A 26,723-nucleotide genomic window follows, 5' to 3' on the forward strand; every position below is an offset into this window, starting at 1 on the left:
ACACAGCGGCGCTTCGTTCGTAATCATCGGGGTGACCGCTTTAGAACATAAAACCGACACCAACGGACGCAAAATCCAGGTCAGCATCGACGTTATCCTCATCAAACCGGGCACGTTCATATTCAGCCCGCAAGTTCACATTCTCCAGCAGTCCCAACGAAACGCCCGCACCGTAGAACAGTGTTGAACCGTCCGCAGAACTGTCATATCCCAGCGGCCCTGTGGTGTCCGCGTTCCACCACAAACGACCGCCTTTCACGAAAATACGCGAATGGTCACCCAGTGGCATACCTAACAGCAATGAGGCCGTATAGCCATCGGCATCCAGGCTGAAGCCATTGTCTTCATACTTGCCCATGTCGAGGTACTGACCCTCGATCCCCACCCAATTATTGGCCCACACCCCGGCAAATGCCTTCCAGCTGCTGCGATCATCATCGAACTCGCCCAGCTCGCCTTCATCTACCGCGTTGTCTCGAATTTCCAGATTATCGAGCTTGCTATAAATCGCACTGCCCCCCACAAACACATCTGCATCACTACCGGTTGAGCCATAGTCATCGGCATACGCTGGCAGTACGATCATCGGTGAGGCCATCAGAGCCACGGAAGAGATTGCAGTCGCTAATTTCATTTCTTACTCCTGTCCCGCTACTCGGGAATGCGTAAATTCAGCGGCTTCCGGCAGTGGTCAATAAAACAAAACAGACCGAAAACCTGACGCAACCAGCAGAGTGCTGCGCCATACACAGGGATCAGAAGTGGGCTAATGCCGTTTGTTCACTGTATCAACTGAACAAAGCGTTGCATGAACCACCAGCGACAACCAACGTCCGCGCGCGATGCGAGTTCACCGTGGAATAAATGGAATTTTTCATGCGACAGCAGTCGGATAATGAGTAAGCGTGGCGAAAACACGCCGCTATAAACTCTCAACCGGACGCCAGATAATGCGCATTGCCCACCTATCCGACCTCCATTTTGGACGCGACCAGCATCAGGTCGCGGACGCCATCATCAGCCAAATGAACCAGCTCCAGCCGGATTTGGTGATCATCAGTGGCGACCTCACCCAAAACGCCACACACGAAGAATTTCAAGCCGCCCGACGCTTTTTGGATCAACTGCAACAGCCTGCCCACGTGATTCCAGGCAATCACGACTTGTCGCCGACCAATTTGCCGGAGCGTTTTTTGTACCCCTGGAGAAAGTGGCAGCACTATATTCAGCCGGAGACTGAACCCACCACAGAGACAGAAGATGCAAAGATACTGGGGCTGAACACCGCCCGACGTATGGGCTGGTACCTGGACTGGTCACGAGGTCGGCTGAATGAACAACAAATGCAGCGAGTAGAAAACGAACTTCAAAACACGCAGGAAGAAAAACTGCGCATTGTGGTGGCCCACCACCCGTTCTGGCTACCAACTCGCAGCCAGCACCGCAAATTGGTCGGAAGCCGGGACGAAGCCTTAACCATATTCGATCAGGCCGGTGTCGACCTGGTGTTAGGTGGCCACATCCACCTGGCTTTCGCGCAGACGCTTCAAGGCGTGGTGATTTCCCATGCAGGCACCACCACCTCAGACCGACTGATCCCTGGCCAGCCCAACAGCTTCAATTTAATTGATGGCAACCGTCAGCGGCTGACGATTACGGAATGGGATTGGCAAAAGAACCGGTTTGAAGCAGGCAAAACAACTGGCTTTCTACGTCAAAATGGCGAATGGCAGCACAGCCGCCCGGTAGAGTCCCCATATCAGCCCAACTGAACGGACCTCAGCAAAGCGGCACTCAAGGCCTGGAAGTAAGCGGCAAATGCCGTATTGATATGCATCCGATGCTCACCGGACGGATACAGGCCAAGCCTGGCTTCATCGGTTTGCAGCGTACCTTTCACCAGAAACTGGTTGCGGACAAACGCATCCTGCACGAAAGCTTCAAAGCAACGTGCCGCCATTTCCTCTGGCTTGCTGTAGTAGTGAACCCCTAACGCCCGATCGGCCTTGACGCTGGCCTTGCAGAGTTCGCTGGGCGTCTCACCGTCATCACTGAGCATGATCGCCTGAAAGCAAGCATCCAGCAGCGCGTTCAAGCCATGTGGCCTCATCTCATTCTCGAGCCACAGCGACGAAGCAAACACATTGGGGTTCATCTCGGCCAAACCGTCAAAGGCGTGGCTGGCCATGTAATGGTCGAAGGCATGAAACCATTCATGAGCAATACTGCCGGGGCCCGCATTTTTGGCCAACGCAAAAGTACGCTGCAACGGCGCGTAATGCGCAGAAACACCCGGCCGTCCACCTGTGCCATATTGCAAACCCAATGTGCCGCGCAAAGAGACCAGTTGTTGGCCGAGCACAATTTGCTGTTCGGTAGCTAACGCTCGTCCAGCCAGAATCAACACCAGATCACTGAGTGCATCGTAGAAATGACCGGCTGCCCGCTCCTGCTCAACCTTGGTAACCCATTTGCCGATCTCAATCGACGGGAAATCAAACCACTGTCGAATGGTTTGAAAATCCGGTACTACCCCCCCCAATAGCTGGCGGTGGTTCGGGCCGGAGCGGTAGAACTGTCGCGGAGCAGGTTTACGTTTTGAAAGGCGATCCGATGAAGACAAAACAGCATCCAGATGGGTGGTTTCTACAAAGAATGCGACAAACCACATAATGAAGCGAGCGCGAGTTGATCATACGCCACCAACAAAAACGGGAGCCGAAGCTCCCGTTTTCACATCAAACCCTTGTCATCAACAAGAATTACTCAGCCTTTGGCTTTTCACGCAATTTGATGTGCAGGTCACGCAGCTGAGCGTTGCTCACTTCGCCTGGCGCCTTGGTCATCACACAGGCAGCAGACTGGGTTTTCGGGAAGGCGATCACTTCACGGATGCTGGTCGCACCAGTCATCAGCATGATCAGACGATCCAGACCGAAGGCCAGACCACCGTGCGGTGGCGCACCGAACTTCAGCGCGTCCAGCAGGAAGCCGAACTTCTCTTGCTGTTCTTCTTCGGAGATACCCAGACAACGGAATACAGCTTGCTGCATATCCTGGTCGTGAATACGGATGGAACCACCGCCCAGCTCACAGCCGTTCAGTACCATGTCATAAGCGCGGGACAGCGCACCCAGTGGGTTGGCTTCCAGTTCTTCAGCAGTGCAGCTTGGTGCAGTGAATGGGTGGTGCAGTGCGGTTACGGAACCGTCGTCGTTTTCTTCGAACATCGGGAAGTCAACAACCCACAACGCAGCCCACTCGCTGGTGTACAGGTTCATGTCTTCTGCCACCTTGCAACGCAAAGCACCCAGAGCTTCACAAACCACCTTGGTCTTGTCAGCACCGAAGAAGACGATATCGCCGTTCTTGGCGTCCAGCTTCTCCATGATCTTCAGGGTATTTTCATCACCGATGAACTTGATGATCGGAGACTGCAGGCCCTCAATGCCTTTTTCCAGTTCGTTCACCTTGATCCACGCCAGACCTTTGGCACCGTAGATGCTAACAAACTTGGTGTATTCGTCGATCTGCTTACGGGACAGCTCAGCACCACCCGGTACTTTCAGTGCTGCAACGCGGCACTTTGGATCTTTGGCAGGCGCCGCGAATACCTTGAAGTCGATGTCTTGCAGGAATTCTTCAACATCCACAATTTCCATCGGAATACGCATGTCCGGCTTGTCAGAGCCGTACTTGGACATGGCTTCTGCAAACGGCATACGTGGGAAATCGCCCAGATCTACACCCAGCTCTTTCTGGAAGATGCCTTTGATCATGTCCTGAGTCATGCCCATGATCTGCTCTTCGTCGATGAAAGAGGCTTCGATATCGATCTGGGTGAATTCAGGCTGACGGTCGGCACGCAGGTCTTCGTCACGGAAACACTTGGCAATCTGGTAGTAGCGGTCGAAACCGGACACCATCAGCAGCTGCTTGAACAGCTGTGGAGACTGCGGCAGTGCGAAGAAGTTACCTTCGTGAGTACGGCTTGGCACCAGGTAGTCACGAGCACCTTCCGGCGTTGCACGGGTCAGGATCGGGGTTTCGATATCCAGGAAGCCGTTTTCGTCCAGGTAGTTACGAACACCGGAAGTTACCTTGGAGCGGAAGCGCAGCTTGTCCTGCATCTCTGGACGACGCATGTCCATGAAACGGTACTTCAGACGAATGTCTTCGCCCACGTCGGTGTAGCCGTCCAGTGGGAATGGCGGAGTCTGAGCCTTGTTCAGGACAACGATTTCCTTGCCCAGAACTTCGATCATGCCGGTTTTCATGTTGGCATTGGTGGTGCCTTCAGGACGACCACGTACACGACCGGTAATCTGGATAACGAACTCGGAACGCACGCTGTCAGCGGTATTGAAGGCTTCAACGGTATCCGGGTCGAAAACTACCTGAACCAGACCTTCGCGATCACGAACGTCCAGGAAGATAACGCCACCGTGGTCACGGCGACGGTGTACCCAGCCACAGAAAGTAACTGTTTGATCAATCAGTGTTTCGTTGATATCACCACAATAGTGAGTGCGCATTGTAGGGTCCTGCTACCAGTGAGTGTCACGCCGCCGACCCGGCTCAAAAAACGAGCACCTCAGGCGGCGAGCTGTACAGATTTTAAAAGGCGGGCATTATAGCGGGAATTCTCCGGCCTCGTCACGGGTGTAACAGCTCATCCTTGCACGACTGGTTGGGAATATTGATCACCTGCACACAACACGTACAGCAACCATGTCCTTGATCCCACTTCTGAACGAAATCCGTGACTGTTCTCACTGCAAAGAGCACCTGCCTCTGGGGCCAAGACCGGTGGTACGCGCCAGTGAAACCGCCAGAATATTAATTATTGGCCAGGCACCGGGCACCAAAGTCCACGCCTCGGGGATTCCATGGGACGACGCCAGCGGCAAACGCTTGCGTGAATGGTTGGCACTGACGCCAGAGCAATTTTACGACGAAACCCACATAGCCATTGTGCCAATGGGCTTTTGCTATCCGGGGAAAGGTAAAAGTGGTGACTTGCCGCCGCGCAAGGAATGCGCGCCGCTATGGCACAAGCTGCTGCTGGAGCAAATGCCCAGCCTCGAGCTGGTTTTGCTGATCGGTCAATACGCCCAAAACTACTATTTGCCTGCCGACTTTCTGAAACAGCACAAGACACTGACCGAACGGGTACAGAACTGGCAACAAGTACCGAGGCCGTTTTATGTGTTGCCCCATCCATCACCAAGAAATCAGATATGGCTTAAAAAGAATCCGTGGTTTGAATCTAATGTAGTGTCTGAAATAAGAACCCAGTGCCATAAATCACTTGGATTATGCGACTAACGCACAGGAAATTATACTACCGGGAAGCTCGCATATATCCACTAATATCCACGAACAACCACTAAGAACTACCAAGGGGTGGCCATCATCTGGCCACCCCTGATTTATATTTTTCAGATATCGTGGATAAATTTCCGATTTAAGCAGCAGAGCTGGTTTGCTGCTCCAACGCCTCACTGTCCACTTTCTGACTGGCTACCGCCTGAGCTCCACCAATCGAAATCTGACGAGGTTTGGCCGCCTCCGGGATTTCCTTTTTCAGGCTAATGGTCAGCAAGCCATCCTGAAGATCCGCGCCAGTCACTTCAACGTGATCCGCCAGGTTGAACTTACGCTCGAAGCTGCGATAGGCAATGCCCTGATGCAAGTATTTGCGGGACTCTTCGCCCTCTTTCTTGCCCTTAACGGTCAACACATTCTCATGCACCTGAAGATCCAGCTCTTCGCGACGGAAGCCCGCCACGGCCAGCGCAATCGAGTACTGATTCTCGTCCAGCGCCTCAATGTTGTATGGAGGGTAGCCGGAACCTGCGTCTGTTTTGGTGGCCGCATCCAACATATTAAACAGATGATCAAAGCCGATGCTGTTACGGTACAGAGGTGCAAAATCAATACGGTTCATAATATATCTCCTGTGGTTGCTCCAAAGACACAACCGATAAATTAAATACAAAATGAACAACTCTCGAGTGTTGTTTGTGGCGATGACCCTTAATCAGTTTGGCATCATCCGCTCACACTACTTAGATATGGCCTACCAAATCGCTTTCAAGGGTTTAAAACAAAAAAATTGAAAATTTTTTCGGCAATAAAAAAGGCGCTATTCAAGCGCCTTATCATGTCGATCTATTTATATGGAGATTATCCCAAAGGATTTCAATGGCCAGAGACCCCCTCACCATTGATCCCGCAAACGTCTCAGCGCCTTGAACACATCGCGGTCACCCAACCCCAGGGCCGGGAACTGCTGCAACAGCACTTCGCGGATTTCTGGCTGATTCAAACGCAGGAACGAGTTGTAGCTACGCTCCTGACCCAGATTCATCACCGGCATATCGTCCGGCTCACAGCCAGACACCTGATCCTGCCAGTACTGAATCATGTCATTACCCGGCTCACGGGTCTGCGCAAACGCCAGATTATTCTTCATGTAGTCATGGCCGGGGTACAGCAACACATCATCGGCCAGCGGCTGAAAGCGAGAAACAAAGGTGTCGTACAAAGTATCGGGATCACCACCAAACGGCACACTACATTTGCCGGCTCCGGCGTTGAACAAGGTATCACCTGAAAACAGCACAGGCTCGCCATTCGGGCCAGAGCTTGTCGAGTCACGATCACTCAGCAAGCACAGGTGCACAGCAGTATGCCCCGGCGTAAACAGTACGTTAAACGCCAGACTGCCCAGCTCGACACGGTCGCCCGCCTGCAAGCCGCGATCAACGTCCGGAATCACACACCGAGCGGCTTCGTAAGCCAGAATCTCTGCACCTGTCGCAGCCTTTACGCCCGGGTTACCGCCAATATGATCATGATGTTCGTGGGTATTGATGATCAACTTGATACTCAACCCCTGCGCTTCCGCCATTGCTAACACCACATCGGCGTCCAAGGGATCGATAGCAATGGCCTGACGGGTGTCTTCGCAACCAATGACGTAGTTGTAATTGCGCAAATTGTTATTCATGTAACGTCGCAAGACGATCATAGCGGCCTCCGTCAGGCAGGTTGAGTGCAGGAATTACCAGTAGATGTTGTTTTCAACATCATCCGAGCCATCAATGTCTTCGACAAAATGACTGGAGAACAACCCCTTCAGCTCATGTACTCGTTTTTCCAGCTCTGCGTCGGTGTACGGCACCGCCGGGCTGTATCCCCATACAGGGCCAGGCCAGGCCGGGTCGTTCTCCTTACGCGCCACATGGTGTACGTGCAACTGCGGCACCACGTTACCAAGCTCGGCGACGTTCATGGATTTGGCGGAATACAGATCAGCCATTTTTTCGGCCACCCAGGCAGACTCACGCATCAGCTGGGTCTGGTCAGCGATCGACAGATGGTAGTATTCACGGGCATCTACGCGAGCCGGAACCAAAATCACCCATGGATAACGGCTGTCGTTCATTAACAGCACCTGGCACAGTGGCAAGCGACCAATAAACACAGTGTCTTGTTGCAGTCGACTATCGAGCGTAAACATAATGAAGCTCCTTGAATAAAGCGGAATGCCTGTTGGTCAGGCAAGAGCAGATACAACTTGTGTGACATCTATTCTGCCCCTTTGATTCTTCATGTTAGGCAAAAGCTACCCTCAGGTCACTGATTTATGGCGGTTTTTCAAGTTATCCAAAGTGTCGACCAGCTGGGAAAAGCGGTCTGGGACCACCTTAACCAGCAGCGCTACCCCTTTCTGGACTACCGGTTTTTGAAGGCGCTGGAACAACAGCGCTGCATCGGTGGCGACAGCGGCTGGCAGCCGCAATACCTGGCACTGTATCTGGATGAGCCAACGGAGGCCGAGCTGGCCAATGCTCGTCCGGATGCCGTTCTGCCAACCTTCCTGAAAGAACACAGCTACGGCGAATACGTATTCGACTGGAGCTGGGCCGAAGCCTATCAACGTCATGGTTTTCAGTATTACCCCAAGCTGTTGTGCGCTGCCCCTTTCACCCCCGCAACCGGGCCAAGACTGCTGTTTAACGAGCAATCGCACACCGCAGAAGCGTTGTGGCTAGCTGCCATTACCGCGTTGGATAACTGGTCTGACACCGAACGCATGTCCGGCTGGCATCTGAATTTTCCCAATCAGCGTGACACCAGAGCCTTACAGGAATTATCCGAATCCCATGCACTACTGTTCCGGCGTGCCTGCCAGTTTCATTGGTTCAATCGTGACTACCGCTCGTTCGACCACTTTCTGGAAACCTTCAGCAGCCGCAAGCGCAAGTCGGTCAAAAAGGAACGCAAGCGGATTCAGGAAGGTGGAATTGAGTTACGCCGCCTGACCGCCGCCACCCTGACAACAGACGCGATTGAACGCTTTTACACCTGCTACCAGCTGACCTACATGAAACGTGGCATGCAGGGCTATCTGAACAAGGGCTTTTTCAAACAACTGGTGGAAACCATGGCAGAGCAGATGCTGCTGGTGGAAGCCTGGCTGGATCAACAACATCTGGCATCGGCACTGTACTTCTTTGACGACCAGACACTGTACGGGCGCTACTGGGGCTGCCTGGACGAGTACGACGGCCTGCATTTTGAAGCCTGCTATTACCAGGGCATTGAGTTTTGTATAGAACGCTCACTATCGCATTTTGACCCGGGCACCCAGGGCGAACACAAGATTGCCCGAGGTTTTGAGCCAGTGCTAACTACCAGCCTGCACCGACTGCATCAACCAGACTTCAACGCCGCAGTAGCGGATTTTCTGGAGCAGGAACTGCCCCACATTCTGGAATACCAGCAGCAAGCAAGAACCCTGCTGCCGTTCAAGGAAGATGCCTTTGGCGCAGACTCTTCAGGGTTAAAAGAATTTGCTCCCTGAGCCCGCGTTAGTAAGCATGGACTGATTACTGACCGTTGGAATCCAACGGCCGGACTTTCGGCAAACCAAAAGGCGATGGTCTGAAGCTGCCGTATACCGCCAACCGCTCCGTTCCGGGCTTGGCATAGCCTCGGTGGTGCCAGCCGCGCACATCCGCCAGCACCAATGTGTTTTCTTTCACGACCAGAGGCTGAGGCACATCGCCATATTGGGCGTTTGCTTCCGCCGCCGAGCAACGAAACGCACCACCCTTATTGTTTTCAGAAGCCCAAATAGACCGGGCTTTCTCCCAACGCCAGCGCTGCTCGTTAAAACGCTGACTGCCTTTCAGATAATGCAACGGGCCGCATTCCTCGCTGACGTCTGACAGGGCAAACCAGAACTTGACGCAGGAATGGAAGGTATCCCGATGGATATCGCGCTGGTTATCCGGGCGTCCACCGTCACTGCCTTGAATCAACCGATAGAGCAGCAACCGTCGTGGCTCAAAGCGGCAGCCGGACGCGTACTCCAGCAATCGCCGAAACCGCGGATTATCAGCTAGCCTGGACAACACGTCGTCGCTGGGCAGGGTGTAAAAGCGATTGACCGTACTGCCATCACAGCGGTCAAACCCCCAGTTGTAGATATGCGGTTTGCCAAAACCGGCATCCCGATAGCTCGGCGCAGGTCCTGTTGCATCGGCTGCTTGCATGACCGCTTCGGCTTTGGCCTTGAGAATCTTGTAATCCTGCGGCTCCAGAAACCCTTCCAGCGCCACAAAGCCATCGCGACGAAACTGTTGCATCTCTTCCGTCAGCTTGCCACGAAACAACCACCAGCGCCGCGCGGCCAAAAACACATCCGACAAGCGGATTCTTGCCAGATGCAAGCCACAACGGTTGGCCCAACGCGAACCGATAACAGGATCGGAAAAGCTCTTGCGGGCCGTAAATACTTGCCAAACCAAACGAAAATTCCTTGTTCAAACCAACCGGGCATCAAGGCCACAGCATTGACCGTGCGAAATGTAACATTCAAACTTGGCCGTTGTTTACTCCGATGGTCAATTTGAATGTCACTGCAAGCCTATAAAGTCGAACATATCCTGGTTTTCTCCAGCAAAGGCACTGAAGCCAAACTGCTGGCAGCGCCGAAGTTGCGGCCCATGGAAGAGTGGCGGGAAGACGTTGCCGGCTGGGTTGCCCTGCGTGCAGAGCGCACCCCGGAACTGGACGAACTGGTGAACCCGGAAGCCACCGAGCCCTATATTCATCAGGGAAGCTGATCCTTCAGGGATAAAAAACACAGCATAAAAAAACCCCGCCGGGCATTGGCCCTGCGGGTTTTGTTTGACAAGCCCGAACCCATTTCCGGGCTCAAACCCGTTAATTAGTGCGCTTTACGAGTCGACTTGTCCAGCAAGCCCATCGCCACAGCCGACACCACAAAGGTAAGGTGAATAATCACGTACCACATCAGCTTATCGTTCGGTACGTTCTTGGCGTTCATAAACACCTTCAACAGGTGAATTGACGATATCGCCACAATCGACGCCGCGACTTTATTCTTCAGCGAACCCGTATCCAGTTTACCCAGCCAGTCCAGCTTCTCGGTGCCCTCGCCCAGATCAATACGGGATACAAAGTTTTCATAGCCAGAAAACATCACCATTACGATCAAACCGCCCACCAGCGCCAGGTCGATCAACGACAGTATCACCAACACCATATCGGTCTCGGTAATTTCAACAATGTGCGGCAGCAAGTGCGCCACTTCGATAAAGAACTTGATACCCAGCGCCAGCAGCGCAAGGCTCAAACCAAGGTAGATTGGGGCCAGAATCCATCGAGCAGAATAAATCAGCTGCTCAACCAAACGTTCAATCATGGATGTAGATCTCTTCCTTCAGGATAAAAAACGAACCATAGAAACCGCCATAATGGCCAGTGCAGACACAACCAGCGACGCAAAGGTTAATGCCATCCCGGCAAAGCGGATTCTGAAATTTTCCTTCAACTGACTGATGCTAAAGGGGCCATCTATTTAATCATGCACGGCTCTGCGCGAGTGTTGCCGTTGTTCAGGGCAAGGCGACGAATGCAGCGAAATGACGAACCTGTCCGGTCGAGTCTTTTCAAATTCGTCAACACCGCACTGGGCGGCGGCAACCCGCGCCCTACGGGGGCTGCCGGATGATCTCGACTCTGTGTCGCCGACTTTTGACTTGACCCGTCAGGCCTGCAAGTCGGCTTCGTGATTCGAAACCATCCGGTAGCCCAGAGCCTGCACCGGATTAAATAGATGACCCCTTACGGCATGCACAAGACGGCCGACCACCAGCATCAGGCACAAGCTGCCCACCAGCCAGTCAGCCACCTGCATCTGCTCCAGGCCATACAGTAGCAACAGCGCCATCGGCACGTATTCGGTAAAGTTGCCTTGGGCTCGAATAGCCCGTTGCAGATCGACGTGCCCGCCATCGCCAATGGCCACCAGATGCCGTTTGCGCAGTTTTACCACCCGCAATGACAAATAGACCAGCACCAGCGCCAGAATTGCTGCAGCAAATACCGCCATACCCACTGTCCCCTGTGCATCGTCAGTCAAACTCAGACCGCGACGTTACCAGAGGGTTGCCATCGGCGCTATTGGTCCGACGAATTATTCATAGGCACAAAAAAGCCCGGCAATTGCCGGGCGAAGTCGCTGTTGCAAACCACAATCATGCACAGCCAACAGAGTGCTGACATCACATCAGCTGACTCACACGAGTCGGAGGACCTGGTTATACCCGGCCAGTCAGGCCGGGCTTGTAGAATAAAAACGGGCTACAGGCGTAGCCCAAGGGCTCTCGATTAATCGGTAATTACAAACCGTCCAGGTAGTTAGGCAGCCACAGGCTGATCTCTGGAATGAAGGTAATTGCAATCAGACACACCAGCATCAGCAGCAGCCATGGCGCACACGCCTTGATGGCCCAGCCAATGGACTTGCCGGTAATACCCGCGGTCACAAAGAGGTTCAGACCAACCGGAGGCGTCAACATACCCAGTTCCATGTTCACAACCATGATGATACCCAGGTGAATCGGGTCGATACCCAGCTGCAATGCGATTGGCAGCAGGATCGGCGCCATGATCAGCAGGATCGCAGATGGCTCCATGAAGTTACCAGCCAGCAGCAGCAGGATGTTCATCACGATCAGGAAGCCCCAAACCGGCAGGCCCCACTCAGTGATGGTCGCAGCCAGGTGATGCGGAATCTGCTCGGAAGTCAGCACGTGAGCGAACAGCATGGCGTTGGCGATGATGAACAGCAGCGTGATGGAAACACGGGCAGAATCTTTAACGATCTTGGCAACTTCCGGGTTCCAGGCAGACTTCACGATGCCCACTGGCAGCAGCAGAATGTTACGTACCAGCATGGCGATAACGTTTTCGCCTTCTTTACGCCATGGCTGATCCTTCAGAGGGCCCACATCACGGTAGCCCCAAACAGCCACCAGGAAGCCGTATACCGCAGCAACCGCAGCCGCCTCCGTTGGAGAAGCAACACCCGCGTAAATAGTACCCAGTACCAAAACGATCAGCATCAGACCGCCAGAAGCGCTCCAGCCAGACTTCAGGATGTTACCGAAACCAGCAAACTCACCCGCAGGCAGGTTCTTGCGACGCGCTACGATGTAAATGGTGATCATCAGCACCAGGCCGATCAGAATGCCCGGTACGAAACCGGCCATGAACATACGGGAAGCAGATACTTCAGTCGCAGCAGAGTAGACCAGCATCACGATGGACGGTGGAATCAGAATACCCAGGGTACCCGCAGTAGAAATGGCACCGGCAGCGAACGACATTGGGTAGCCCGCACGGACCATACCCGCCAGTACGATGGAACCAACCGCCGCCACAGTGGCAGGAGAAGAACCGGATACCGCAGCAAACAGCATACAAGCCAATACAGAAGCCATTGCCAGACCACCACGAACGTGGCCAATAGCAGCAGTAGCAAAATCAATCAGACGACGCGCCACACCACCGGAAGACAGGAAGGAGGACGACAAAATAAAGAACGGAATCGCCAGCAGCGTGTAGTGCTCGGATACCGCTTCAAACAACTTCAGGGAAACAGACGCCATCGAGTCGTTGGTGAACAACATAATGGCCGTCATGGAAGAGAAGCCCAGCGCTACCGCAATCGGCAGGCCCAGCGCCATACATACAAACAGCAATAAAAACAGAGTTGCAGCAGCCATTACGCTTTCTCCCCTTTCACTTCTTCTTTTTCTTCTTCTACGTCATCGAGGTTTTCGTCGTGCAGTTCGGATTCCTTGTGCTCATGGAAACCCTTGGCTTCCAATTTCCACACGGCAACCGCCAATTGCAGCAAACGAAGTGTCAGCAAACCAAAACCTACCAACAGGCCGGAAACCACGGTCCATTTCGGAATCGCAATGTCTTCCAGCTCAATACCGATCATGTGAAGTTTGGAGACGTATACCCAAGAGCTCTTGAGGAACATGCCGCAGTAAACCAAGCCGATAGCAATGGCAACCAGCAGAACCCACTTGCGAACCTGAGGAGCAAGGCGGTCGGTCAAGGCATCAACGCAGATATGAGCGCGTTCGCGCACCAGCCAGGCAGAACCCAACAGGGTCATCCAGGCGGAAGTCAGAAGGGTGGCTTCTTGCACCCAGTGGATACCGGTATTGAAACCGAAGCGGGCAACCACCTCGATAAATACCAGCAAGGTAATGGTGACCAGCAACAAGCCGATCAGGATATCTTCCAGACGATTGATAATTCTCATCATCTGCTCTCCTTTTATTGTTGTTAGGCCTCAAGGGCCGCTTGGAATAGATCGTATAGGCATCTAGCACTAGCCGTGCCAATTTCTTAAATTTCCAAAAACCGATGCAAATCAACGGAAAACCGCCGCTCAAGCTGTCTTTCAGTGAGAATAATGATCGCTTCGTAAGGTATAGACGCTGCTGCGCCAATGTGAAATGACAAAAACGGGGGGCATTCCCCCCGCTCTATTTCAAAAGGCGTGGAAAACCACCATCAACACGCCGAACAGCCACCGCCAGGAAACATCCGGCTAGAACAAGGATGAGCAACCACAAGAACAGCGAAAATGATAAAAACAGGAAAACCCGACACATCAGCGCAAAACCATGGGTGTAAATCCACCCAATTTGGAAGTATGTAGAAACGGAAGTGTTTTGGGCGAGGAGTCGGGCTTCGGGAGTAGCGCGGGCTCGGGCTCGGGGTCGGGGTCTGGGGTCTGGGGTCTGGGGTCTGGGGTCTGACAAAAGTGTGGGAGAGAGCTTGCTCTCGATAACCCTATCGGGAATGAATTCCCTCCTACAGCACACAGCACGTGGGGCCGGAACAACTCCGGCTGAGCCTGTTAGATCAGGCTCAGCCAACAAACAGACCTACTCCTCGCCACCTTCTTTAAAGGCTTGCTTGTCGAGATCATACTTTTTCATCTTCTCGTACAGGGTTTTGCGTCCCAGCCCCAATTCTTCCTGAGCATTCTTCAAGCGGCCCTTATGTCGCGCCAATACTTCCCGAAGAATCATTTCTTCGTAGCGGCTGACTTGTTCGGCCAGGGTAATAACATTGGTCGCGGTGCCAGTCTTCAGCAAGCTGTCGAACGCTCGCTCGCCACCCAACAACACAAAGCACTCGGCCAGGTTGCGCAATTCACGCACATTGCCCGGCCAGTCATGGGCCAGCAGCTGCTGGCGTTGAGCCGCAGTCAGCGCCTGAACCTCACTGCCATAACGGTTGGCAGCCGCCCAGACAAAATGTTCGAACAGCACAGGAACGTCTTCTCGACGGTCTTTCAACGCCGGGATATGCACCTGAACCACATTCAGGCGATAGTACAAATCGAGTCGGAACTCACCCTTATCGCTCAGCTCTTTCAGGTCTACCTTGGTGGCAGCGACCACGCGGATATCCAGCGGAATCTGTTGATTGCCGCCCAGAGGCTCGACCTTGCGCTCTTCCAACACCCGCAGCATCTTGATCTGCAACACCATCGGCATGGATTCAATTTCATCCAGAAACAAGGTACCGCCGTTGGCGTGTTGAAACTTACCCACCCGTTTTTTGCCTGCACCAGTAAAGGCACCGGCTTCGTGGCCAAACAGTTCACTTTCAATCAGGTTTTCGGGAATCGCACCGCAGTTAATCGCCACAAAGGCGCGGTCACTGCGCTTGCTATGGGAATGCAGATAACGCGCTACCAACTCTTTACCACAACCTGTGTCGCCATGAATCAACACATCCGCAGGTGTGTCTTTAATGTGGTTAAGGGTATCGCGCAGCTTTTTCATGTCGGCGTGGTTGCCGATGATCCGTGGTCCCGGCCGCGACTGCACTTCCACTTCTTCCCGCAGCTTGCGGTTTTCCAGCGTCAGCAGTCGTTTCTCGTGGGCGCGCTGCACGGTTTCCAGCAACACTTCGGATGAAAACGGCTTCTCAAGAAAGTCATAGGCGCCATTGCGCATGGCCTCTACCGCTATCGACACATCGCCATGGCCCGTCAGCATAATCACCGGCAAATCGGCATCGATGCTGCGAATCTCACGCATCAACTCCATGCCATCCATCACCGGCATATTAATGTCGGTAATCACCACCCCTTGCCAATCGGCACGAATGGAGTCCAGCGCCTCGCGACCGTTAGCGGCGGTAATGACATCAAACCCTTCAATCACCAAAGTCTGGCTCAGCGCCTTACGTACGCTCTCTTCATCATCCACCACCAGAACTTCAATCATGCCTTTACCTCATGTACTTGCGCAGTCGCACAACAAAGCGGGTTCCCCCCTCCGCTGCGGCTTCTGCTGTCAATGTGCCGGACAGGGTTTCAATAATACGGCGTGACAATGCCAACCCTATCCCCAGCCCCTTTGATTTGGTTGTAAAAAAGGGCTCAAAAATCCTGCTTCTTAAATCTTCAGCAATCCCCGGGCCATTATCTTCCACTTCTATTCGCAAGCCATTTAGATCGTGCTGCACGCGCACTTCTACCCGTGGGCTATCCATACCTTGCATGGCTTCGGAGGCATTGGTCATCAGATTAATCAGCACCTGTTGAACCTGTACAGGCTCACACATGACCTCTGCCGAAAAATGGGTGGAATCGACCACAAGTTCAACACCCGCCTTTTTCAACAATGGCCCCATGATGCCAACCGAGGCCTGCACGATCTCGCCAACCTCAACCGCACGCGGCTCTGGCGGCGATTTACGGGCAAAGACCTTCAGGCGGGAAATAATGGAATGCATGGAGCCGGTGATTTGCAAAATCTCGTCGAGATTGTCGCTCACCATCTCGTTGTAACCGCGCTCCATCAGCTTTTTGCTGTTCTCTGCATAGGTTTGCAAAGCCAACAGCGGCTGGTTCAGTTCGTGGTTAATACCCGCCGACAGCTCGCCCAGCACCGCCAGCTTGGCAGTTTGAACCAGCTGATCCTGGGTGGCTTCCAACTCACTTTGGGTACGCTGGTAATGCTCAACCAGCCGCTGAAGTTCGGTATTGGAACTGGTCAGCTCCGAAGTCAGATTGGCAACCCGACGTTCCAACTCATGGTTAACCGACGACACATGGCGCTGCATCTCGGCTCGCTTGCGCCAGTAGAGCCACAGCAAGACGATGACGCCATATATAAGAGAGTAATAAACACAGAACTCCAGCGTGCGCCGCAGCAGCTCGACTCTGGGCATCACCGCAAACACATGCCAGCCGGCCTCGCGCACCAGCGTGCGGCCAACCAGATAACGCTGCAAAATGCCATTGGCATCCAGGTTGATGTAATCATCCGAAAACAGATTGCCGTCTTCGGAGGCCGGAATGGCCAGAGGTAACAGGCGCGCATCGCCATAGCGTTGCGACTTGCGGATACCTTCTCGCTGAGGGCCAGGCACCACACCTAACGTGCGGTATTCCCAGTCGCGGTCCGAGGCACCAAACACCACCGAGTCGTACCCCACCAACAAAAAGCCGTGTTGCTGAAATTTCAAATGCTCCAGCACTGGCTCCAGCAAAATCTTCACCACGGCAACGCCAATGACCTCTTCACCAACGATCACCGGTGCAGAGTAATAGTAACCGCGGCCACGCGTCACCAGCCCTACCGCATAATAAGTGGCACTTTCCCCTAATCGAGCCTGCTGAAAATAGGGCCTGAAGCTGAAGTCATAGCCTTGAAAGCTGTTCACATCGGCGTAATTACTGGTGCCAATCACCACACCCACGTGGTTGAGCACAAAGATTTTGTTACTGCCGAGGCTGCGATTGGTTTGCTCCAGAAAGCGGTTAAGCGTCTCCAGACCTTGCGGATGCGGATTGGCCAGTACGGTTTTCACCGTACGCAAGCCCGCCACCCGGGAAGCAATGTCTTCAAAAGAATCCAGCGCTGCGTGCAACTGCGAGGCGGTTTGCTCCGCCTCCAGCTGCAGTTCGACCAGTGCTTCCTGCTCTTTCAGCGACCACACCGTTGCCACCACGGCGAGCACACCCGCTATCCAGATAAACACCAGCACAATCACCATCAAGGAGGATGATTCCGTGGTAAAGCGGGACTCTTTGGGCACCGGCCCTTGCATTTCGACACTCATGGGTGGAAAGCCACCCATTCAACAAAACTCATGCTTCAACCTCTGCCCAATTCAACACTAACCGCCCATATTCCAGTGTGGTTCAAAAACCACAAACCACCGCAAAAGCCGAACTCGGGTACTTCATGCCCACAATGATTGATTTACGAACCGGGTCACAAAAGACACGCCTTTTAACCATATACAAACAGGCAAAAAAACCACCATAGTCTTAACTAGGGCCTATGGTTACTGGCCTCAGGGCTGGAATCCTGCTGTCTGAATGTCTGCTTCCAATCTCATCACATTGGCTCGCTGGTTATTCAAAAAACAACGGCGCGATTCAATTCTGGCACAGTACCTGCTAAACCAATTACAGCTCAAGGGAGATTGCTCCTGCGCTCCCAACGGCGTAACAAACAAATATAAGAGCGAGACAAAAATATGAAAGCCTTAGTCGCATCTGTACTGGCGTGCGCCAGTCTGCTGTCCTTTAACCAGGCGGCTGCCGCCCCAATCGAAATCAAGTTTTCCCACGTTGTGGCTGAAAACACTCCGAAAGGCCAGATGGCTCTGAAGTTCAAAGAGCTCGCCGAAGCTGCTTTGCCAGGCGAAGTTGAAGTAAAGGTTTACCCTAACTCCCAGCTGTTCACCGACTCCACCGTACTGCAAGCCATGCAGCTGGGTGACGTTGAAATGGCTGCCCCGTCCCTGTCCAAGTTCCAGAAATACACCAAGAAACTGCAACTGTTCGATCTGCCATTCCTGTTTGAAGACATGGAAGCGGTTGACCGTTTCCAGAACAGCCCTGAAGGCCAGAAGCTGCTGAAGTCCATGGAAAGCAAACTGCTGGTTGGTCTGGGCTACCTGCACAACGGCATGAAGCAGCTGACTGCCAATGACCCAATCCTGACGCCAGCGGATATCTCCGGTAAGAAATACCGCATCATGACTTCCGACGTACTGCAGGCTCAGTTCGAAGCTGTTCAGGCTATCCCGCTGAAAAAGCCATTCTCTGAAGTATTCACCCTGCTGCAAACCAAAGCGATTGATGGTCAGGAAAACACCTGGTCCAACATCTACTCCAAGAAGTTCTTTGAAGTTCAGGACTACGCCACTGAAACCAACCACGGTCTGCTGGACTACATGGTCGTGACTTCTTCTGAATTCTGGTACGGCCTGGAAGACGACGTTCGCGCCAAGCTGCAAAAAGCCATGGACGAAGCCATTGCTCACGGTAACGCCATCGCTGCCCAGAAGAGCGAAGAAGACAAGCAGAAGATCATTGATTCTGGCAAGACTGAAGTTTCCAGCATCACTGCCGAACAGCGCGAGCAATGGGTAAACGCCATGAAGCCAGTTTGGAAGATGTTTGAAGACGAAATCGGCGCAGACCTGATCGAAGCCGCTCTGAAATCCAACAAATAAGTAAAAATCGGATTAATTACAGGCACTGTCATAAAACCGCAACAAATGTGTCATGTAATAAATCGGAAATATGGTTGTAACAATTTCAACCCGTGCGCGAACACGCTCGCGGGTTGAAAAACCGCAGTTGGCTTCAAGCCGAACATAAAAAAGAGAAAGAGAGCATTACAATGAAAATGACCAAGATTGCCGCCGCCATCTCCTTTTCACTGGTAGCTGGCACCGCAATGGCAGCAGAACCGTCTGTAGACGTATACGGCTCCCTGCGTCTGGCCCTGACCAACGATGATTCCGTTGGCGCGACCAGCTCTGAGAACAAGTTCTCTCGTTTTGGCGTTAAAAGCAGTGTAGATCTGGGCAACGGCCTGACCGGTCTGGCTCGTTTTGAATACGGCCTGGACTCTGTACAGGGCGCAAACCCAACCACTCGCCTGGCGTTCATTGGTATTAAGGGTGACTTCGGTACTGTGACTCACGGTTCCCAGGGCGCTATCTACCAGAAGTACGTTCGTGGTCCTTACTTCTCCAACGCCAGCGACAGCCTGCGTCCTTTCACTTCCCGTCAGGACGGCATCACTCAGTACGCCACCAAAGGTGACAACTACACCTTCATGGCGGCCGTTCAAACTGAAGGCAAAGATGGCGCTGACATCGACTCCTACTCCGTTGGTGGTGATTTCAACGCTGGCGACCTGAAAATCCAGGCTGCTGCGGTATTCGACAACGAAGGCGAAGATAAAGGCACTCTGCTGGGTGCTCGCGCCTGGTACTCCATCGATGCCGTTAAACTGTCTGCTTTCGTAGACATGGCGTCTGAAAACTTCAACACCAAGACCAAGAACATCTGCGGTGGTGAGTCCACCACAATCGTTGGTGCATACGCTTCCTACAAGACTGGCGCCCACCAGTTCCACGGCCGTGTAGCATCCAATGACTGTGACGACTCCGGTGATCTGCAGTCCGTTAAAGGCGAATACGTAAACTACCTGAGCAAGAACATGCGCGTATGGGCTTCTGTTGAATCCCTCGACACTGTTCGTGACGAAGGCGAAGCCAAGCTGATCTCCGAGCTGGGCGTACGTTACGACTTCTAAGGTCGACCCCGTTTGCTGTTTTGTTTCTCCGTTCAAAACGGCAACACCTGCCGGTTTATGCCCCAAGCATAAGCCGCCAAACAAGCCCGCGTTTGCGGGCTTGTTTGTATTTAACGGTTCAATTATGAAGAACGCATTAAGGTTTTATGAAACTGCAACGGTGGTTCCCAATCCGCCATCATGCAGCCTGCGGTCTTCTTCGATATGCTTTGTGCTTCCTGTCTGACACATCGTTGTCGATCAACTTCTGGAGTCATCATGCGCACCTACATTCTTTCCTTCTTCACCTTACTGACCACCGCCCTGCTTGCTGGCTGCGGTGCCATTGCGCCACTGAATAGCACCGACGTCGGCTCTGGCAGCGTCAGCGTGACCGTGCCATCAACACTGGTCGTGGTATCGGTAAACGGCAAATCCGTGGACGCACCCAACCTGTATGAAGGCAACTACACCCTGCACATGGCCGAAGGCAGTCAGCGCATCATTGTCCGATACGAAGCCAACTGGAATAGCCAGGGCGAATCCGGCTTTATCATTGAATGGCCACCGGTTGCCATCGACTACGACTTCAAAAGCAACGGAACCTACAGCCTCAACCACCCGGTTGTGAACGATCAGGAAACCGCTCAGGCGTTGAGTGCATCTTCACCCATTTGGCTACAGACAGACGCGGAGAAAGTAGAAGGCAAGGCAGTGGTCGAAAAACATGAAGCCATCAGCTACGTCATCAGCAGCGAAGCCCCGGAGCAGGTAACCCGACTCGACCAGCTGAAAGATTTGTGGGAAAGCAGCAGCGCCAAAGATCAGGCTGACTTCTTGCAATGGGTTAAAACGAACACATCCGGACAGTAATAGCCAAAAGACAGATTCTGGCGGGCTCAGACGATGTTCACCTGAGCCCGTCTATCAAATCACCTACCCATTAAGCCGTACGTCCATCAAGACATCTGCCCGGCCAAATTTCCTGGCCCTCCCCCGCTAAACCAGCTGCATCCACTGCTGCCACTGGGATTTGGCATCGCTCAGCTCACCAGAACCGCCATACACCACGCTGCTGCTTTGCTGTACCACTGGCTCAGGCGCTGGCATTTTGCTGCTGGCTTCCGCCATCAGACTGATCACATTCGCCGTTTTGTTATCACTACTGCCGTACTCTGGCACCAAAGAATCAGACGACAAGCTGCCTGCTTGTTCTTTCAGCATCTGCTCCAGCAAGTCGGCACCCGGATTAATCGAATGGCTTTCTGTAGCGTGCGTGTCTGGCTCGACCTCTTCTTCAGGAAGCTCTGGCTCCGGCGCTTCCCGATGCAACCAGCGGGCAATATCGGTTGCCAGCCAGTGCTGCCACTGGGTTTTAATGCCCACGTCCGGGGTATGCGGGCGGGTAATTTGCTGCCAAACCACATGCAGGCGATGAGCCAGTACCTCGGCGTCGACCGTGGGTGGATATCGACACACATCCGGGTACTGCTCGCGGTAGCACAAATCATCTGGTACCAATGGGAAGCACCCCATCGCTGAGGCCTCCAACATGGCGATGCCCTGAAACTCGTGAATGGCGGTGCTCACCACCACATCGGCACGCTTGAGCCAAAGCCAATAATCCTGGCGGGACACTTTTCCATCCACCAATACCTGATCGGCAAAGTGCTCACGAATGGCCAACAAGGCGGGCGGTGTTTTTTCCGGCCTTGCACCCAACAGCGCCAACCGAAAATCCACGCCCCGCTGCTTCAATGCCTTCAGCATCGCCAGAAACCGTTCCGGGGCCTTGTCGTATTCCCAGCGGTGGTTCCAAAGGATCAGCGGCCCAGAGAAATCTTTCGTCGCCCGCCAGTCCTCCACCGCCACATCGAGTTGATCTTCAAGCTCAGGCTCTGGCATGGAAACCGGCACCGGTAACCAGCGCGACTTGTAGTCAATGTCTTCAACCACGCCCTCTGGTACGCAGTCAGGCAGCTTTTTCAGCAGCGCCGAAACACCGTCCAGAAACGACTGGCGATTAAACTCCGAGTTAAACAGCACCTCATCCGCCGCCAGCGCGGCATACAACTGCACCATTTGCGGGTCGATAGACGCATGCTGGCCTTCCCCCACCGGGTAAGCGAACTGGTTTTCGTGGAAATAACACGACACCGGAATACCCGCCAGGCCGGGCACCAGGCCCTTCAGCGTTGCCACATCCACCATGCTGGTGGCCAACACATGATCCGGCGTCCACTCCGCCAGCAACTCATCCAACTGCGACATCCACGACAACGGATTACCACGAATGCGCCAGCGAAAATAACGACCGGGCAATTCCAATACCCGCCAGTCGGCGTCCAGATGGGTGGTCAGCCAGTCGGCCCAGTAAGCATGGCTATCGGAGCGATACGCCGACAGCAAAAGAATTCGGGGTTTGATCACGGCAACACCATGTAAATGTGACTCAAGGGTTTTGGGACAAGCCCGCCATCTCTGAAGTATAGCCTTTCAGCTCATTCGTGAGCTTTTCAATCCGCTGCTGATACTTCTGGGTTTCCTTGTCGATCTGCTGCTGAACCACAGCACGGCGGTTGGCCGCGTTATTCCCGGCAATGCCCTGCAAGGTTTCCTTCATGGAAGCGATTCGGTTATCGCGGTCGGCTTCCAGCGATTCGAGCTTTTGTTGGGTGCGGTTGATATTGCGCTTCAGCTCCAGCCGACGGTTGTTATCACGCATTGCCTGGTAACTGGCATTGTCCGTACTGATTTCCCGATTGGCCTTGCCACTGCCTGAAGTTAGGCCAATTCCCTGTTTGTCAGACTGATAGCTGTGCTTCTTCTCATTCTGATCCGCCGGGCACGGCGACTGGGAAAACAACTTCCCTCCATTGGCATCCACGCATTCATAGTAGCTGCCTGCCAACGCATCCAACGACAGCAAACAGCCAACCACACACACCCAACTTGCTTTACGCATTACCCTGAATCTCATCCGTCCAACTCACTGAAACACTGCCTTGATACATGGCCTTGAAACTTGGCCCTTATAAATGGCCTTCACACACAGCACTGGCCACCCGTCCGGATGATAATCACAGGGCGATGACTCACAAAGGCGCTTCGGGTAAAATCTTGCGCCTTTTATCCGGAACCGCAACCGTCCGGACAGCCAACACAGCACCCGGCCATGTACTGGGTAGAGAGAGATCATGACAGACCAAACCGAACTTCCGACATCCACCACCACAGAACCAGGCCAGTCCAGTGGCAAAGTCGGGTTCGTGAGCCTGGGTTGTCCGAAAGCGCTTGTGGACTCAGAACGCATCCTCACCCAGCTGCGCATGGACAAGTACGACGTCGTCAACAGCTACAACGATGCTGACGTGGTCGTGGTAAACACCTGTGGTTTTATCGACGACGCCAAGCAGGAATCCCTCGAAGCCATCCGCGAAGCCATGGCCGAAAACGGCAAAGTGATCGTGACTGGCTGTATGGGCAAAGGCAAAGACGCCGAAACCATCCGCGAACAGAACCCGAACATTCTGGCGATCACCGGCCCACAAGCCTACGAAGAAGTGATGACCGCCGTACACGAATGGGTGCCACCGGTTAAACAGGAACACGACCCGTTCACCGATCTGGTTCCGGCCCAAGGCGTGAAACTGACTCCGCGTCATTACTCCTACCTGAAGATTTCCGAAGGCTGTAACCACAGCTGCACCTTCTGCATCATCCCGGCGATGCGCGGCAAACACGTTTCACGCCCGGTAGGCGACGTACTGACCGAAGCCAAACGTCTGGTAGAAGCTGGCACCCGCGAGATTCTGGTGATCTCCCAGGACACCTCCGCCTACGGCGTCGACCGCAAATACCGTACCGACTTCTGGGACGGCAAGCCGGTCAAAACCAAGCTGTACGACCTGTGTAACGAACTGGGCAACATGGGTGCCTGGGTGCGCCTGCACTATGTCTACCCATACCCAAGCGTTGACGACGTACTGCCACTGATGGCCGAAGGCAAAATCCTGCCGTACCTGGATATCCCGTTCCAGCACGCCAGCCCACGCATTCTGAAGCTGATGAAGCGTCCGGCCCACGCCGAAAATACCCTGGAACGCATCAAAAAATGGCGCGAGGTGGTGCCAGAAATCGTCATCCGCTCCACCTTCGTGGTTGGCTTCCCGGGTGAAACCGAAGAAGATTTCCAGATCCTGCTCGACTGGCTGGAAGAAGCTGAACTCGACCGCGTTGGCTGCTTCAAATACAGCCCGGTAGACGGCGCCAAAGCCAACGAACTGCCAGACCACGTGCCGGAAGACATCCAGCAAGAACGCTACGACCGCTTTATGCAAACCCAGCAAGCCATCAGCACCCGTAAACTGGCTCGCAAGGTTGGCAAAGTAATGCCTGTCATCATCGACGAAATTGACGACGAAGGCGCCATCGGTCGTACCTGGGGCGACGCCCCGAACATCGACGGCATGGTGTACCTGAACGACTTCCACGAATGCGAACCGGGCGACATCATCGACGTGGAAATTGAACACGCCGACGAATACGACCTGTGGGGCTCCCCGGTCATGCACGCCACCCGCTTTGAAGACGACGGCGACGAAGAATAAGCCGTTCCATTCAAGCGAAAAACAGAATCAGCGGGCAACACAGCCCGCTGATTTTTTATGGGAACCAACCCAACTAACAATATGAAAAAAGCCGACAAGAAAACCCATAGGAAAACCGAGCAGGCCATCATCAAAGCCCTCACCGACGTCTGCGACATCGCCCAAATCGAATCCGAAGGCTTCAAATGGCTGACCCATACCGTCAACTACAACAACCTCCCCGCCTCACTCATCGTGCTCTGCGTCTACAACACCAACCTCGACCTCGCACTGGCCGACAAAGACCACATCCACACCCTGATCAAACAGCACCTGGACGCCATCGGTATCCAACTGAAAGACATACAAAAACACGTACGTTTTGACACCGAAGAAGCCTGCAAAGCCAGTCATGGTGGAAAATGGGGTGAGCGGTTGCATTGAGGCGAAACATAATCCCGACAACGCCAATTCCCCATAGAACTCAGCGGCACCGGATTACTTGCTCCAGGAGCCCCGAGCAATGCAGCCCCAAAACTGTACAAGCAACCAGTGTATTGACCAACCACAAAGCAGGCGTGCGCGTTTTCTCCAACAGCTTGCTCACTTTCTCCTGCACTGCTAACGTAACTCCCTGTTACCAAAGGCCTTCTGCCGACGGTTTACAAGTTAATGCGCATACCGAGGCGAGTTAATGCGCATGCGCGCTTTGCCGGACAATCAGTTTCACAAAAATGGATTTTTTGTTTATGCCTCAATCAGTTAGAAAGTTCCTCACCCAGAAACCGCGCATGCGCACTAATAAACTGTTATGTTACTAAATTTAAGTTATCAGCAAATATAATGACGCAGGATGTTGAATGCCAATAATTGAACTCTACTCGACAAGAAATAAAAATATCTATCCTGATACATATCAATATGATTTTCCTTCTCGAACATTGCGCGTACAACTTGCGAAGATCATCGGTGATGCTATTGGAGAGATCGACGAGGTCCGGCGTGGCTTGGATAAATATGGTACATGTTCATACTTTCTTTTTCGAAAGGCTCATGAACTTATTTCAAAAGAATATGGAGAAGAAACTCTAAATGGTTATCGTTTAGGAAGCTATAACTGGGCTAAAGAACTAATTCTTAGTGAAAATAGAGTTGAAAGGTTCTTAGATGCATTAGAATTATTCTGTACTTTGATATCCAAAGATGTTGAACGTGATTACTATAATTTCTCAAAACAAGGCGGTGCTAAACAGAAACCAAAAGAAGCTGTCAAAGAAATCAATGAGCGAATGAAAAGAGATGGCTTTGGATATGAGTATATTGATGGAATAATTATAAAAATAGATCAAGATTTCACCCATTCAGAAGTAACTAAGCCAGCTTTGTTTTTGCTTTCTGAATTTGAAGGCGCAAGGCATGAATTCTTAAATGCTCATGAGCATTATCGGCATAATAGATATGAAGAATCTTTAAATTATTGTAATAAGTCCCTAGAAAGCTTACTGCAGCAAATTTGTAAAGAGCAAAGCTGGAATTTCAAAAAAGGCACTGTCAATGCTCTGATTCCAATTTGCATGGATAATGGGTTAATACCTACATATCTACAAACCCAACTGAGCAGCTTGCCTACACTTGTTTCTCAAGGAGTTGCTTCGATTAGAAATAATGTAAGTGGACATGGTCAAGGGGCAGAAGTTAGAGTTGTTCCTGAACACATAATTACGTATGCCTTGCATCTTACAGCAAGTAATATTGTATTTATTAGCCAGTGCTATCAAGAAATGTTGAAATCGTAAAATAACAAGTAAATCCAAGTGACGCCTGATCTTCCCCCGTTTTACCGGACACCTTTTTAACTTCGAAAAGGTGCTCTATGCCAGCCTACAAAAACCAGAAAAAGACAAAGCAATACTCGCTCGAATTCAAACGCTCGGCAGTTGAGATGAGTCTTGAAGATGATGTTCAAGTGCAGCAAGTTGCAGAGCGTTTGGACATTCACCCGTTCATGCTGTCACGATGGCGAAAAGAATATCGGGAAGGTCAGCTAAAGCCCTCTCGGAAACCATCAAACGTAGTGAAGACGAACGTGAGCAAAGCAAAGAAAACAGCATCGAAACCCGAGGAATCCAGTGAGCTTCGCAAGCTGAAACGAGAGAAT

Annotated in this window: 26 protein-coding genes; 11 read left to right on the top strand and 15 right to left on the bottom strand. The window is 52.8% G+C overall.

The features are described 5' to 3' along the window. Positions 1-40: 40 nt before the first annotated feature. Positions 41-634, bottom strand: a complete 594-nt coding sequence (locus tag G516_RS23965; RefSeq protein WP_051219379.1) for a porin family protein — start codon at positions 632-634, stop codon at positions 41-43. Positions 635-905: 271 nt separating this feature from the next. Between G516_RS23965 and G516_RS22270 the strand changes: the two genes are divergently transcribed. Next, on the top strand, positions 906-1,772 hold the full coding sequence (locus G516_RS22270; protein ID WP_211225108.1) for a metallophosphoesterase family protein: 867 nt from the start codon (positions 906-908) through the stop codon (positions 1,770-1,772). On the opposite strand, the gene G516_RS22275 is transcribed toward G516_RS22270, so the two are convergent. Together G516_RS22275 and aspS are read right to left on the bottom strand one after the other, a co-directional pair. Next, positions 1,760-2,671 carry a CLCA_X family protein gene (locus G516_RS22275; protein ID WP_169449534.1) on the bottom strand — a complete coding sequence of 304 codons (912 nt, stop codon included), beginning with the start codon at positions 2,669-2,671 and terminating at the stop codon, positions 1,760-1,762. The two genes, G516_RS22270 and G516_RS22275, sit on opposite strands and share 13 nt — an antisense overlap. A gap of 91 nt (positions 2,672-2,762) precedes the next feature. Beyond that, positions 2,763-4,535: an aspartate--tRNA ligase gene (gene aspS / locus G516_RS0112215; protein ID WP_028293900.1), complete on the bottom strand. Its 1,773-nt coding sequence runs from the start codon at positions 4,533-4,535 to the stop codon at positions 2,763-2,765. Between the two features lie 196 nt (positions 4,536-4,731). Between aspS and G516_RS0112220 the strand changes: the two genes are divergently transcribed. Continuing rightward, positions 4,732-5,328, top strand: coding sequence for a uracil-DNA glycosylase family protein (locus tag G516_RS0112220; RefSeq protein WP_028293901.1), 597 nt, complete (start codon positions 4,732-4,734; stop codon positions 5,326-5,328). Between the two features lie 139 nt (positions 5,329-5,467). On the opposite strand, the gene G516_RS0112225 is transcribed toward G516_RS0112220, so the two are convergent. The 3 genes from G516_RS0112225 to G516_RS0112235 form a co-directional block, all read right to left on the bottom strand. Further along, positions 5,468-5,950: an Hsp20 family protein gene (locus G516_RS0112225; RefSeq protein ID WP_028293902.1), complete on the bottom strand. Its 483-nt coding sequence runs from the start codon at positions 5,948-5,950 to the stop codon at positions 5,468-5,470. Positions 5,951-6,223: 273 nt separating this feature from the next. Beyond that, the gene (locus tag G516_RS0112230; protein ID WP_028293903.1) at positions 6,224-7,036 is read right to left on the bottom strand and encodes a hydroxyacylglutathione hydrolase; all 813 of its coding nucleotides are present in this window, start codon (positions 7,034-7,036) and stop codon (positions 6,224-6,226) included. Positions 7,037-7,069: 33 nt separating this feature from the next. Continuing rightward, the gene (locus G516_RS0112235; RefSeq protein WP_028293904.1) at positions 7,070-7,528 is read right to left on the bottom strand and encodes an HIT domain-containing protein; all 459 of its coding nucleotides are present in this window, start codon (positions 7,526-7,528) and stop codon (positions 7,070-7,072) included. 126 nt (positions 7,529-7,654) lie between these two features. On the opposite strand from G516_RS0112235, the gene G516_RS22280 reads away from it, so the two are divergent. After that, positions 7,655-8,875, top strand: coding sequence for a GNAT family N-acetyltransferase (locus G516_RS22280; protein WP_036536231.1), 1,221 nt, complete (start codon positions 7,655-7,657; stop codon positions 8,873-8,875). A gap of 25 nt (positions 8,876-8,900) precedes the next feature. Here the strand turns inward: G516_RS22280 and G516_RS0112245 are convergent, their stop codons facing one another. Next, positions 8,901-9,824, bottom strand: coding sequence for a phytanoyl-CoA dioxygenase family protein (locus G516_RS0112245; RefSeq protein WP_028293905.1), 924 nt, complete (start codon positions 9,822-9,824; stop codon positions 8,901-8,903). 105 nt (positions 9,825-9,929) lie between these two features. On the opposite strand from G516_RS0112245, the gene G516_RS0112250 reads away from it, so the two are divergent. Beyond that, a complete protein-coding gene (locus G516_RS0112250; RefSeq protein ID WP_028293906.1) occupies positions 9,930-10,142 on the top strand; it encodes a hypothetical protein in 213 nt (70 codons plus the stop codon). A 104-nt stretch (positions 10,143-10,246) separates the two neighbouring features. Here the strand turns inward: G516_RS0112250 and G516_RS0112255 are convergent, their stop codons facing one another. From G516_RS0112255 to G516_RS0112285, 6 genes are all read right to left on the bottom strand, one after another. Then, positions 10,247-10,744, bottom strand: a complete 498-nt coding sequence (locus G516_RS0112255; RefSeq protein WP_245582669.1) for a TIGR00645 family protein — start codon at positions 10,742-10,744, stop codon at positions 10,247-10,249. A 345-nt stretch (positions 10,745-11,089) separates the two neighbouring features. Continuing rightward, positions 11,090-11,434: an MAPEG family protein gene (locus G516_RS22285; RefSeq protein ID WP_051219381.1), complete on the bottom strand. Its 345-nt coding sequence runs from the start codon at positions 11,432-11,434 to the stop codon at positions 11,090-11,092. Between the two features lie 289 nt (positions 11,435-11,723). Then, complete coding sequence (locus G516_RS0112270; RefSeq protein ID WP_028293908.1) at positions 11,724-13,112, bottom strand: TRAP transporter large permease; 1,389 nt, start codon at positions 13,110-13,112, stop codon at positions 11,724-11,726. Beyond that, positions 13,112-13,669, bottom strand: coding sequence for a TRAP transporter small permease (locus G516_RS0112275; RefSeq protein ID WP_028293909.1), 558 nt, complete (start codon positions 13,667-13,669; stop codon positions 13,112-13,114). The genes G516_RS0112270 and G516_RS0112275 overlap by 1 nt, the downstream gene beginning before the upstream one ends. Before the next feature lie 628 nt (positions 13,670-14,297). Continuing rightward, complete coding sequence (locus G516_RS0112280) at positions 14,298-15,653, bottom strand: sigma-54-dependent transcriptional regulator (protein ID WP_028293910.1); 1,356 nt, start codon at positions 15,651-15,653, stop codon at positions 14,298-14,300. Positions 15,654-15,657: 4 nt separating this feature from the next. Then, positions 15,658-17,496, bottom strand: coding sequence for a sensor histidine kinase (locus tag G516_RS0112285; protein ID WP_169449535.1), 1,839 nt, complete (start codon positions 17,494-17,496; stop codon positions 15,658-15,660). A gap of 423 nt (positions 17,497-17,919) precedes the next feature. Here G516_RS0112285 and G516_RS0112290 point away from each other — a divergent pair, with 423 nt between their 5' ends. From G516_RS0112290 to G516_RS0112300, 3 genes are all read left to right on the top strand, one after another. Further along, positions 17,920-18,903: a TRAP transporter substrate-binding protein gene (locus G516_RS0112290; protein ID WP_028293912.1), complete on the top strand. Its 984-nt coding sequence runs from the start codon at positions 17,920-17,922 to the stop codon at positions 18,901-18,903. Between the two features lie 170 nt (positions 18,904-19,073). After that, the gene (locus G516_RS0112295; protein ID WP_028293913.1) at positions 19,074-19,997 is read left to right on the top strand and encodes a porin; all 924 of its coding nucleotides are present in this window, start codon (positions 19,074-19,076) and stop codon (positions 19,995-19,997) included. Between the two features lie 258 nt (positions 19,998-20,255). Next, on the top strand, positions 20,256-20,849 hold the full coding sequence (locus G516_RS0112300) for a DUF2057 family protein (RefSeq protein ID WP_028293914.1): 594 nt from the start codon (positions 20,256-20,258) through the stop codon (positions 20,847-20,849). Positions 20,850-20,975: 126 nt separating this feature from the next. Here the strand turns inward: G516_RS0112300 and G516_RS22290 are convergent, their stop codons facing one another. Both G516_RS22290 and G516_RS0112310 read right to left on the bottom strand, forming a co-directional pair. Continuing rightward, positions 20,976-22,406, bottom strand: coding sequence for a tRNA-queuosine alpha-mannosyltransferase domain-containing protein (locus tag G516_RS22290; protein ID WP_084645034.1), 1,431 nt, complete (start codon positions 22,404-22,406; stop codon positions 20,976-20,978). 22 nt (positions 22,407-22,428) lie between these two features. Next, positions 22,429-22,941 carry a DUF4124 domain-containing protein gene (locus tag G516_RS0112310; RefSeq protein WP_028293915.1) on the bottom strand — a complete coding sequence of 171 codons (513 nt, stop codon included), beginning with the start codon at positions 22,939-22,941 and terminating at the stop codon, positions 22,429-22,431. A 232-nt stretch (positions 22,942-23,173) separates the two neighbouring features. On the opposite strand from G516_RS0112310, the gene rimO reads away from it, so the two are divergent. The 4 genes from rimO to G516_RS24700 form a co-directional block, all read left to right on the top strand. Further along, positions 23,174-24,586, top strand: a complete 1,413-nt coding sequence (gene rimO / locus G516_RS22295) for a 30S ribosomal protein S12 methylthiotransferase RimO (RefSeq protein WP_051219383.1) — start codon at positions 23,174-23,176, stop codon at positions 24,584-24,586. Positions 24,587-24,643: 57 nt separating this feature from the next. Beyond that, positions 24,644-25,009 carry a Fis family transcriptional regulator gene (locus G516_RS0112320; RefSeq protein WP_245582670.1) on the top strand — a complete coding sequence of 122 codons (366 nt, stop codon included), beginning with the start codon at positions 24,644-24,646 and terminating at the stop codon, positions 25,007-25,009. A gap of 416 nt (positions 25,010-25,425) precedes the next feature. Next, a complete protein-coding gene (locus G516_RS0112325; RefSeq protein ID WP_028293917.1) occupies positions 25,426-26,361 on the top strand; it encodes an STM4504/CBY_0614 family protein in 936 nt (311 codons plus the stop codon). A 77-nt stretch (positions 26,362-26,438) separates the two neighbouring features. Then, the coding region (locus G516_RS24700; RefSeq protein ID WP_028293918.1) for a transposase at positions 26,439-26,723 on the top strand (285 nt) is incomplete at its 3' end.

Source organism: Oceanobacter kriegii DSM 6294, assembly GCF_000422845.1.
Taxonomy (GTDB): Bacteria; Pseudomonadota; Gammaproteobacteria; order Pseudomonadales; family Oceanobacteraceae; genus Oceanobacter; species Oceanobacter kriegii.

Excerpts from the sequence above, each read along its gene's own strand:
- G516_RS23965 (WP_051219379.1), bottom strand. The coding sequence starts at position 634 with ATGAAATTAGCGACTGCAATCTCTTCCGTGGCTCTGATGGCCTCACCG.
- G516_RS22275 (WP_169449534.1), bottom strand. The coding sequence starts at position 2,671 with ATGTGGTTTGTCGCATTCTTTGTAGAAACCACCCATCTGGATGCTGTT.
- aspS (WP_028293900.1), bottom strand. The coding sequence starts at position 4,535 with ATGCGCACTCACTATTGTGGTGATATCAACGAAACACTGATTGATCAA.
- G516_RS0112220 (WP_028293901.1), top strand. The coding sequence starts at position 4,732 with ATGTCCTTGATCCCACTTCTGAACGAAATCCGTGACTGTTCTCACTGC.
- G516_RS0112225 (WP_028293902.1), bottom strand. The coding sequence starts at position 5,950 with ATGAACCGTATTGATTTTGCACCTCTGTACCGTAACAGCATCGGCTTT.
- G516_RS0112230 (WP_028293903.1), bottom strand. The coding sequence starts at position 7,036 with ATGATCGTCTTGCGACGTTACATGAATAACAATTTGCGCAATTACAAC.
- G516_RS0112235 (WP_028293904.1), bottom strand. The coding sequence starts at position 7,528 with ATGTTTACGCTCGATAGTCGACTGCAACAAGACACTGTGTTTATTGGT.
- G516_RS22280 (WP_036536231.1), top strand. The coding sequence starts at position 7,655 with ATGGCGGTTTTTCAAGTTATCCAAAGTGTCGACCAGCTGGGAAAAGCG.
- G516_RS0112250 (WP_028293906.1), top strand. The coding sequence starts at position 9,930 with ATGTCACTGCAAGCCTATAAAGTCGAACATATCCTGGTTTTCTCCAGC.
- G516_RS0112255 (WP_245582669.1), bottom strand. The coding sequence starts at position 10,744 with ATGATTGAACGTTTGGTTGAGCAGCTGATTTATTCTGCTCGATGGATT.
- G516_RS22285 (WP_051219381.1), bottom strand. The coding sequence starts at position 11,434 with ATGGCGGTATTTGCTGCAGCAATTCTGGCGCTGGTGCTGGTCTATTTG.
- G516_RS0112270 (WP_028293908.1), bottom strand. The coding sequence starts at position 13,112 with ATGGCTGCTGCAACTCTGTTTTTATTGCTGTTTGTATGTATGGCGCTG.
- G516_RS0112275 (WP_028293909.1), bottom strand. The coding sequence starts at position 13,669 with ATGATGAGAATTATCAATCGTCTGGAAGATATCCTGATCGGCTTGTTG.
- G516_RS0112280 (WP_028293910.1), bottom strand. The coding sequence starts at position 15,653 with ATGATTGAAGTTCTGGTGGTGGATGATGAAGAGAGCGTACGTAAGGCG.
- G516_RS0112285 (WP_169449535.1), bottom strand. The coding sequence starts at position 17,496 with ATGAGTGTCGAAATGCAAGGGCCGGTGCCCAAAGAGTCCCGCTTTACC.
- G516_RS0112290 (WP_028293912.1), top strand. The coding sequence starts at position 17,920 with ATGAAAGCCTTAGTCGCATCTGTACTGGCGTGCGCCAGTCTGCTGTCC.
- G516_RS0112295 (WP_028293913.1), top strand. The coding sequence starts at position 19,074 with ATGAAAATGACCAAGATTGCCGCCGCCATCTCCTTTTCACTGGTAGCT.
- G516_RS0112300 (WP_028293914.1), top strand. The coding sequence starts at position 20,256 with ATGCGCACCTACATTCTTTCCTTCTTCACCTTACTGACCACCGCCCTG.
- G516_RS0112310 (WP_028293915.1), bottom strand. The coding sequence starts at position 22,941 with ATGCGTAAAGCAAGTTGGGTGTGTGTGGTTGGCTGTTTGCTGTCGTTG.
- rimO (WP_051219383.1), top strand. The coding sequence starts at position 23,174 with ATGACAGACCAAACCGAACTTCCGACATCCACCACCACAGAACCAGGC.
- G516_RS0112320 (WP_245582670.1), top strand. The coding sequence starts at position 24,644 with ATGGGAACCAACCCAACTAACAATATGAAAAAAGCCGACAAGAAAACC.
- G516_RS0112325 (WP_028293917.1), top strand. The coding sequence starts at position 25,426 with ATGCCAATAATTGAACTCTACTCGACAAGAAATAAAAATATCTATCCT.